The organism is Mesorhizobium sp. B2-7-2, assembly GCF_006440775.1.
Lineage (GTDB): Bacteria > Pseudomonadota > Alphaproteobacteria > Rhizobiales > Rhizobiaceae > Mesorhizobium.
In genome coordinates, this window is sequence record NZ_VFTZ01000003.1 from 422,040 (window position 1) to 431,313 (window position 9,274).

At 57.8% G+C, this 9,274-nt stretch carries 5 protein-coding genes; 4 read left to right on the forward strand and 1 reads right to left on the reverse strand.

All coding sequences use genetic code 11. The annotated features are described in order from the left end of the window. Positions 1 to 137: 137 nt before the first annotated feature. Entirely contained in the window at positions 138 to 1,610 is a 1,473-nt protein-coding gene (locus FJ425_RS06805) for a calcium-binding protein (RefSeq protein ID WP_140630512.1), read from the reverse strand. An 825-nt stretch (positions 1,611 to 2,435) separates the two neighbouring features. On the opposite strand from FJ425_RS06805, the gene FJ425_RS06810 reads away from it, so the two are divergent. The 4 genes from FJ425_RS06810 to FJ425_RS06825 are packed head-to-tail and all read left to right on the forward strand — an operon-like array spanning position 2,436 to position 9,105. Then, positions 2,436 to 3,644: a glycosyltransferase family 4 protein gene (locus FJ425_RS06810; protein WP_140630515.1), complete on the forward strand. Its 1,209-nt coding sequence runs from the start codon at positions 2,436 to 2,438 to the stop codon at positions 3,642 to 3,644. Next, positions 3,641 to 4,894 (forward strand): polymerase, encoded by a 1,254-nt coding sequence (locus FJ425_RS06815; RefSeq protein WP_140630517.1) that lies wholly within the window; start codon positions 3,641 to 3,643, stop codon positions 4,892 to 4,894. Before FJ425_RS06810 ends, FJ425_RS06815 begins: the two co-directional genes overlap by 4 nt. Before the next feature lies 1 nt (position 4,895). Beyond that, positions 4,896 to 6,890 (forward strand): asparagine synthase (glutamine-hydrolyzing), encoded by a 1,995-nt coding sequence (gene asnB / locus FJ425_RS06820; RefSeq protein WP_140630519.1) that lies wholly within the window; start codon positions 4,896 to 4,898, stop codon positions 6,888 to 6,890. Between the two features lies 1 nt (position 6,891). Further along, positions 6,892 to 9,105 (forward strand): exopolysaccharide transport family protein, encoded by a 2,214-nt coding sequence (locus tag FJ425_RS06825; protein WP_140630522.1) that lies wholly within the window; start codon positions 6,892 to 6,894, stop codon positions 9,103 to 9,105. Positions 9,106 to 9,274 lie beyond the last annotated feature (169 nt).

The window sequence follows — 9,274 nt, forward strand, 5'->3', positions numbered from 1 at the left end:
GTGACGGTGGAGTAGGCATTACCGGCGAATATTGTCGCCGGTAATGCCCTGCTTTGCGGAGCTTGGAGGCTCCTATCGACGGCGATCTTATGGCAGGTAAGGGTCTGCGCTAGACCGCCACGAAGAGTATGCCCGCCTTAGACCACGGCGAACGAACTCGCCGTAATCGCAAGATGCGGGGAAAGGGCGGCGAATTGAATCTGAGCTGCGCCGCCTGCGCCATCACTGTCAAAGTAGAGCGCTCCGGTCGTGCTGTTGTAGACGATATGATCGGTGCTGTCGTGAGCGGCGGTACCGGTATGGAAAGCACTGCTTGCGAGCGCCCCAACGCTGAGCCCTTTGAAGATAGCGTCATCCAGCTGGATCTTGTCCACAGACGGGCTGAAGTCGGTAACCGTGGCAACATTGCTCTTGCCGAGGGCGCTATTGAAAACGAAGGTATCGTGGCCGCCATTGCCGGTCAGCCAATCGCCGCCGCCACCGCCCTTTATGACGTTGTCGCCGGCATTCCCGATGATGTGCTGACGCAATTCGTTGCCGGTCAAGTTGATTGCCGTTGTGCCCGCGTCCTTCTGGGTGCCGAGGACCTCAATCGACGAGCCGGCAGCAAGCGCATAACTCACCGACGTCCACACTCTGTCCTGGCCCTGGCCAGCGGCCTCGACCACCTTGCTGGCGGCATTGTTGACATAGTAGTCGTCATTGCCCCCATAGCCCGCCATCGTGTGGACGGCGTTGTCGGCCGGGTGTAAAACATTGTTGCCGCTGGTGCCTTTTATGTCGGCGGTCGGGGCCGCGACGGGAGGGGTTGTGGTACTGGTGCCAGTGCCAGTGCCACTACCAGTACTGGTGCCAGTGTTGGTGCTGGTGCTGGTATGGGTGTTGTGATCCAGGAAAAACGCCCGCATTGACGATGTGTTGCCAAGCGAGGTCTCGCCATTCTGCGAGGACCACTTATAGGCCATGTCAAAGGCCGGCGACGGAACGAGCTTTGCCCAATGGTCCAAGATGGTCTGTTCCTGGGCGGTGGTAGGCATCACATAAGACCCGCCCGTATTGGTCGACCACCCGCCGCCGCCAAACGTCTGGAACACAGGAATGATCGCACTCTGCGGAATGCCCGCCTTCTCGGCTGCAGCGACGGCTCTGTCGATGTAGTTGAAGTCGACCGCGGACGAGCGCACGGGGTAGGGATCGAGCCCGTAATAGTCGATTCCCGTGTTGGCGGGATTGTACGTGTTGGTGTAATCGGAGGCCGTGAACGACCCCATGTCCATCAGCGTAATGAAGGTTTTCGCGCCCGGGAAATGGGAGTGAATCCAGTCGGATTCGGCCTTCAGATTCGCAGCGCTGACCTGTGTATGATATTTGCCCGTGGGGTCGGGCTCGTCAGTGAGATAAAAGCCAAAAACCTTGGAATTGCCGAGGAGGGGCGTCACCTTGTCTATGAAAGACTGGGTCACCCCGCTGCTTTCGTTGAGATATATCAAGGCCTTGGTGCCGTTAGGCAGCGCGTTGACCGACGACGCGTACTGAAGGTCGATCAAGTTGAAGCCATCAGCTATGGCGCCGGAGGCGGGGGCGCCATAGGCGTAATGCATGGTAGCCATGCGAACATCCTTCTTCTGATTGATAAGCGCCCCACTCCCTGCCTAACCGAGAGGGTACATTAGCGCCAAATCAAATACGGAAATACGTTGATAGAATGATTGATCGACGAGTTTACCAGCACCGAAAACGCCTAATCTTACAGTGATTTGCATCGAATTTCGGTGTTTGATGATGCATCAAATTAGCCGGGGATATCACGATTCCGTTGTTCAACCTTCAGGCCACAAAGACCGATGATGCGGTGATCGAAACGCTGCTGGAACCAAAACAACCCGATACCGATAGAATCATTGATGCTGGGCGCAGAACACAGCAGTAAGGAAACGGTTGTCAGGATCAATTCCCGGATTTTTGGGAAAACTTGAAATTTTCTCGGGTGTGACCAGTGCGAGGCACTCCCTTTTTCTAAGCAAAGGAAACTTCGCTTGAGTGCTCTCTTCGTTTAGGCATTTTGCGGGGAACGTATCTTCGTCGATAGCTCGTCAGATCCAGGGTTTCTGCGATCAGCCGCGTTCGCCGAACTTGGACTTGAGGAACGGTTGAACCGACGCAGCTCAAGCTGAGACCTTGTCACCGGCTCAGAGGCAGCCGAGCCTCGAATCCCCCTCGCCGAAATGGACATTCAATTCGCGCTCCGACGCAGCCGCGCGCACCCTGAGATCGGTCCGCTCATTCAAACGGACGAGGACATTGGGCAAGCCTGCCCGTACCGTGAACCTTGGCGCAAAACATGTATCTGAGTAGCGAACCAGGATCATGGAAGCACGAAGAAATGCTGACCAGTGCACGCAACCCAAGTCAGACGGGCGGTCGGGGGAGACAGCATGAATCCGCATCTTGTGTGTGTTGGAGGCGAGGACCACGCCTTCAGGATTCCGTTTCTGCTGTCGCTGCGTCAGAAGGGCTTCCAAGTCACTGCGGTGTCGAGCGGTCCGGATGCAGCATTTTCGCAGCACGACATTCCGCATCGACGCTACGGCTTCGACCGATTTTCCAGCGGGAGTGGAGGCGCCGTAAGGACGATCAGAAAACTGATCTCGGACCTGCGCCCGGACATTGTACAGAGCTTTGATACCAAGCCAAATCTCTTGACGCCGTTGGCGATAAGGGGGGCGGTTCCGGTCATCCGCACCATCAATGGTCTTGGCTGGACGTTTTCTTCTCGTGAGCCGAGGGCTATGGCGCTGCGCCCGATCTTCTCTGGGCTGCAGTGGCTTTCGTCGCGCTGGACGGCTGCCACGGTTTTCCAAAATCGTGATGACAAGGCGTTCTTCGAGCGCTACCGGCTCATCGGGCGCGGGACTGGTTGCCTGATCTGCAGTTCCGGCATCGACATCGACGGCTTTACCAGGGCAAGACAGAGCGCTCCGCCATCGCAGGCGATGCGCGAGCAGCTTGGGCTGTCATCGGCTGAAGTGATCATTTTCGTCGGCCGGCTGACGCGCGAGAAGGGCATCCCAACGCTGCTTAAGGCAGTACCCCGCGTTCTTGAAAAAAGGCCGAATGCGCGTTTCGTGCTTGTCGGTCCATGGGAATCCGAGGGGCCGTTCGCCGTCAACAAATCGCAAATCGAACGCCATTCCCCTCATGTCATTGCGCTGGGTCCACGGCACGATGTTCCTGCCCTTCTTGGCATGGCGGATTTGTTTGCCTTTCCGACACAATATCGGGAGGGAGTGCCGCGCGTCCTGCTCGAGGCGGGATTGGCTGGACTGCCTATCGTGGCGTCAGATATGCCGGGCTGCAACGAAGTGGTCCAGCCCGGCTGGAACGGATACCTGGTTCCGCCTGGCGATGCCGAGGCATTTGCTTCCAGGATAAATCAAGTCTTGGGCGACCGCCCCGCCGGGGCGGCCATGGGCGCTCGTTCCATCGAATTCGTCAAGCAGCATTTCGCGCTGCCGCTGGTGGTCGCCCAGTATTGCGATCTTTACCGGCATATTCTTGATGCCAAAGCCTTTGGCGCCTCAGTTCAGGCCTCGCAGACCGAAAAGAATGCCGCATTTGGTCCGTTGGGCGAGGTGCGCCAATGATCCGAGACGTTCTGTTGGCCGGCGGCGTTGCAATGGCTTATGCATCGCAACTCGAAATTCCAGGGGCGCCGTTCGGAATCAGCGAATTGTTGCTGGCGGTTTGGATACTGATTTCGATTGGCCGCGTACTTGCCGGTGGTCGACTTGAAGCCGCGCCGGCCCTTTTGATTTTTGCCGCCTTCTGGGGGATCATGGCATTCGCTCTCGGGCTAGGCCTGATTGTCGGCATGCTTACGAGCGTTCAGTACATGGACGCGCCGGTTCACGACATGATTGCCTATCTATTGCTGGCATTCGTTACATGTCTGCTTGCGGCTGATCCTCAGGCGGATCGTCATCTGCGTCGCACCGCGTGGTGGGTGATCGTCATTGCGAACGCGTGTTTTGTTTTCCAACTAGCGCTTGGATTCGGCTTGCTCCATCAGTCCGGAGTGAACCCTTGGTTTTGGGACAGGTTCACAGGATGGTCGGACAACCCAAACCAACTGGCCCTTTATTGCGCGCTGTTCGGTCCTCTTGCGCTATACCTTTCAATGACAACAAGTAATGTTGTAGCCAGGATATTTGGAATAATAAGCATTATTCTTATAGTATACATCGGAAGATTGACTAAAAGCGATACTTATCTATTGACAATAGTGATAACCGGTTTGGTTTTCCTGATGTTGCGCGTCCGGAGATGGGTCGCGGTTGGCGGAAGGGTCACTCTTGGTCGTCAAATCAGCCTTTTGCTGTTGCTTGCTTTGATCCCCCTCGCAATCTCCGCAACACCCTATGTGCTTGCGGAAACGAGCAATGTTGAAAACTTCGCCAAGAGCTTGACCAAAGGCGAGGGTGGTGAGGCGACGGCCGAGACAGCCAATCTGCGCATCAATATCTGGACCAATGCTCTGGGCAAGGGATTGGGGTCTGCTTCGCTGGGCCTCGGCCCAGGACCACATGTCGACAGATCTGTTGTGACCAAGGAGTTTATCGACCTGCCTTTCGAGGCTCACAGCACATTACTGGATTTGTATACTCAAGGAGGCATTCTGGCGGTTCTCGCCCTGTTGTGGATCCTTGGCATCGCGGCCATCTCTGCCTGGCGTGCAAGGCTCGACGCTCTGGTGGCACTCGTTTTGTCGATCGGCATCTTCGGCTTCCCGCATTTGGTCATTCGCCACCCGATCGTTTGGTTCTCAATCACACTTTGCCTCGTAGCCGGGCAGCGCAAGCCTATCGCGGCAACTGCAGGAGCGAGGAGCCGTTGATATGTGCGGAATCGCCGGGATCCTTCTTGCGCCAGACTCGCCCAGCACAAGGCCGCTCGCCGCTATAGCACCGATGACAACAGCTCTCCGTCACAGAGGGCCCGACGGCGAAAGCTTCTGGAAAGATGTGGAGGCTGGTGTCGCTTTCGGCCACAGCCGCCTGGCAGTCGTGGATTTGTCGGAAACCGGCGCCCAGCCCATGTGTTCGGACAGCGGCCGGTACATAGTCACCTTCAATGGTGAGATATACAATTTTCGGGACTTGCGCCGAGAGCTTGAGAACGCCGGCCACACCTTTCGCGGGACATGCGATACGGAAGTTGTGCTTGGGGCCGTGGAGCAGTGGGGGCTCGAAGCTGCGCTTACGCGATTTGTCGGCATGTTCGCGTTCGGATTGTGGGACGCAAAAACGAGAACTCTTCATCTGGCCCGCGACCGGATGGGAGAAAAACCGATCTACGTCGCCCCGACCCGCCATGCCCTGGTTTTTGGCTCCGAACTCAAGGCCATTCGGTGTTTCCCGGATTTCCGTCCAGAACTCAATCCCAGCGCCGTAAGGGCTATGCTGTCGCAGGGTTGGGTGCCGGACGACAGTTGTATCTGGCGCGGCGTTTTCAAATTGCCGCCGGGATCGGCTCTGTCCTTAACTGCAGCGGATTTCGCAAAAGCGCGCCGTACGGGAACCGTTCGAAACAAAGTTCGATTCTGGTGGTCGTTGGCAGACGTCGCCGCGAAAGGCCGGCAAGACCCGATCGTCGGCAGCGATGAAGATTTGACGAATGAACTCGATCGGCTGCTTCGGCTTTCTGTTCGAGAGCGCATGTGCGCGGATGTGCCGCTCGGCGCCTTCCTGTCGGGCGGCGTAGATAGCTCGACCGTAGCCGCGCTAATGCAGGTCCAATCCCGAAAATCCATTCGCACTTTCACGATCGCCTTCGGGGAGCACGGTTTCGATGAAGCTCCTCATGCTGCAGCGGTCGCTCAGTACATAGGCAGCGATCATACAGAGCTGCACCTTTCCCCTGCTTCCGCACGCGATGTCATTCCGGAATTGCCCAGTGCCTGGGACGAGCCGTTCGCCGACGAATCGCAAATCCCCACCCTGCTGGTGGCGCGACTTGCTCGGCAGCACGTCACTGTGGCGCTGACGGGCGACGGAGGCGATGAATGTTTCGCCGGTTACGCTCGCCATCTGATGGCGGCGCGAGCAAATCGGCGTCGTCGTTTGCCTTCTTCGCTGCGTGGTTCAGTTGCCGCAAGCATTGGGCTTGTGGCGCGCGCCACCCGTTACGATTTTTTTGGCAGGCTGCCACTTTCAGCGCTCTTCGGCCATGCGTTGCGCGGTGATCGGCTGGAGCGATTGGCTCAATTGCTCGCCGCTTCGGACCAGGAAGAACTGTACCAGCGCCTGGCAGGGTCATCGACGACAAGCCTGACCCGATTTGGCCACCGGGCGTCAACTCGCCGAACACCGCGACTCGACGATTTGCTGTCCCGGCTCCTCTACAACGATATGGCAGGATATTTGCCGGGCGACATCCTGGTGAAGCTGGACCGAGCCAGCATGGCGAACGGGCTGGAAGGCCGCTGCCCGCTGCTCGACCATCGCGTCGTTGAATTCGCCTGGCGGCTGCCATCGGATGCAATGGTTCGCCATGGACGAGGCAAGTGGCTGCTTCGACAGTTGTTGCACCGCTACGTTCCCCGGCGGCTGATAGATAGGCCTAAGCAGGGCTTCGATGTTCCGATTGCGGTCTGGTTGACAGGACCGTTGCGCGCATGGGCGAGTGACCTGTTTGCCGACATGCGCCAGTCAAGAGATGGGCTCCTGGACATCGATAGAGTCCAGACGTGCTGGCGCGATCATGTCAACGGAAAGCGGGATCATTCCCGAGATCTTTGGGCAACATTGATGTTCCTGGCATGGCGCGCCGACGCCAACCGGCTTCCAGTGCCCGCGAGACAGTCGCGCATGCTTGAAATGACGGGAGTTTAAAATGGAAGGTTCGATAGCTAGGCGAACGAAGCTACCGCGCGCCACAGAGATGCGCGTCGAAGTGCGAGAGCCCAATCCGCGCATGCGGCGTCCGCTACGTGACCCTCGAGAAGACCTGACCCCTTTCGGCCAATTGTTGGTTACCTTGGCGGCGCGCAAATGGTTTTTGGTCGCAATGGCCGTTTTGGGCGGTGCGGTTGCGGGTCTAGCTGGCTTCGCCCGGCCGGCGCTGTATGAGGCCACCACGCAAATCATCGTCGACGGTCCGACCAGAAGCGCTCCTCAGCCGACGGGCGGTCAGGATATGCTCGATACCAGCATTGACAACCATCTGACGATGCTGGCCTCACAATCTCATCTGCGTCGGGTAATTGACGCAATTTATAAGGCAACGCCCGATCGGCAGGCCAACCTCAATGGCGCCGCGGCGCAAAACGCCGCTTCCCCAGCCAAATCGCAATCCTTTGCAGGTGCATTCTTGGCCGGGATTTGGCCGGATCACGCTGACATGACCCCAGAGGGCAGGGAGGCTGCGAGGCTGAAGGCGTTGAGGCGCTACGTCAGGGTCGGGCAGGAACTGCGATCGCGAGTCATTACCATCGGCTATACCGATCCGGATCCCGTCCGGGCCGCATTCGTGGCCAACACATTCGCGCAAGTGTATGTCCAGGATCTCGCGCGGACTGCTCAGGCCGCTGATAGGTTGGAGCTCGCATCCGTCGTCGCTGCGCTGCCTGGCGTGCAGTCCGATCTCGCGCAAGCGACCGACCGCCTTGAAAAATACCGGCTAAGTCACGGGACTGTCGACCAGGGTGCCGTTGATAATGCTGTCCGCGACACGGCCGACCTTAATCAGCAACTGTCATTGTCTCGCGCAAACCTCTCCACCGCCGAGGCCCGTGTTCAGCATATTCAAGAATTGCAACGGTCCGGTGCCACGAACGCCACGCTTGCGAGTGCAATCGGATCGCCGACGCTGAGCGATCTGATAGCCCGGCAGGGTGGCGCCGCGGCCGATGCGGATCTGAATGTTGCCGTCAAGCGCGAAATCGAACAGAGCATCGAACGCATCAAGTCGGAAGCCGACATCTATCGCGCGCAGGTTTCCGCTCTGGAGGCGCGCAAGAATGTGCTCGACGCGGTCGTAGCCGACACAGCAGGCAGGCTTTCCGGGCTTCACGCATTGGAGCCGGCAGTCACCATATTGACGCAGCGGTACAATGATCTTCTGAACAGGCAACAGGATTTGAGGAACCGCATCGCGGTTCCGTCTGCGGGAGTTTCAATAATTTCGGCGGCATGGCCACCGAGTAACCCGAAAAGCCTTTCACCGATCTTCCTTATCCCACCGGGTATGGTCGTATTCGGCCTCATCGGGGGCGTCTTGGTTCTCTTGAAAAGTCGCATGAGCCGCACAATGCGCGGTGAGGCTGAGACAGAAGCAGCGCTCGGCTTCCCTTCCGTTGGGCTATTGCCCAGGACATCAAGAGCGAGTGCCAAGCGCTTGCAGACCCTCACTCTAAGCCAGAAAAATTCCGCCTACGGCCGCGCTGCATTGTCCCTATTGATCAATGTGGCCCCCGAACCGGCCCCCGGACGATCGTCGCAGATGATGCTCGTCACTTCCAGCGATAAGGGTGATGGGAAAACAGAGCTGGCATGGAGCCTGGCGCTCTCGGCCACACGCCTGGGCAGCAATGTCCTGTTCATCGATCTTGACCCGCAGGACAAGCAACTGACCAACGACTTTGTGCGCGAATTCAGCATTTCCAAACCGCATAAGTCGTTTGCGGATTATGTGAAGGGCCGCTGCGAGCTAGACGAGGCTGTCGTGAGCATGCCCGGTATCGGCATCGATTTCATGGCCGCACCCATAGTTTCGGACGATCTTTTGAAGCTATTGGTTGACGTCGATGTGCCGCGACACTTCGCGGACAAGCTGGGCGCCGTGTACAATCTTGTCATTCTCAACGGGCCGCCAGGGTTGCACGGTCCGGAATCCCGACTGCTCAGTAGTTGGGCAGATGCCGTTATCTTTGCTGTCCGGTGGGCCAAGACACCGCGCAGTGTCGCACGCGGCATTCTGGAATCACTGCAGCCTAATGGTTCGAGATCCGCTCCGGTAGGGATTGCTCTCACTGGAGTAAATCTCAAGCAGCACGCCAAATATCATTTTGGGGACAGTGGCGATCTTCTGCTGTTCGGAAAACGATAAGGCACTCAAGCCCCTGGGTCGCAAGAAATGATTATCGAACTCTTTGGACCGCCTGGAGCTGGCAAAGCAGTCTTTGCCCATGCGCTTGCCAAATCGCTGCGCGGGCAGGGCTACGCTACGAAAGTGGTCTTCAGTCACAAAGCAAGTAGAAGGTCAAGGAGTGTAGATC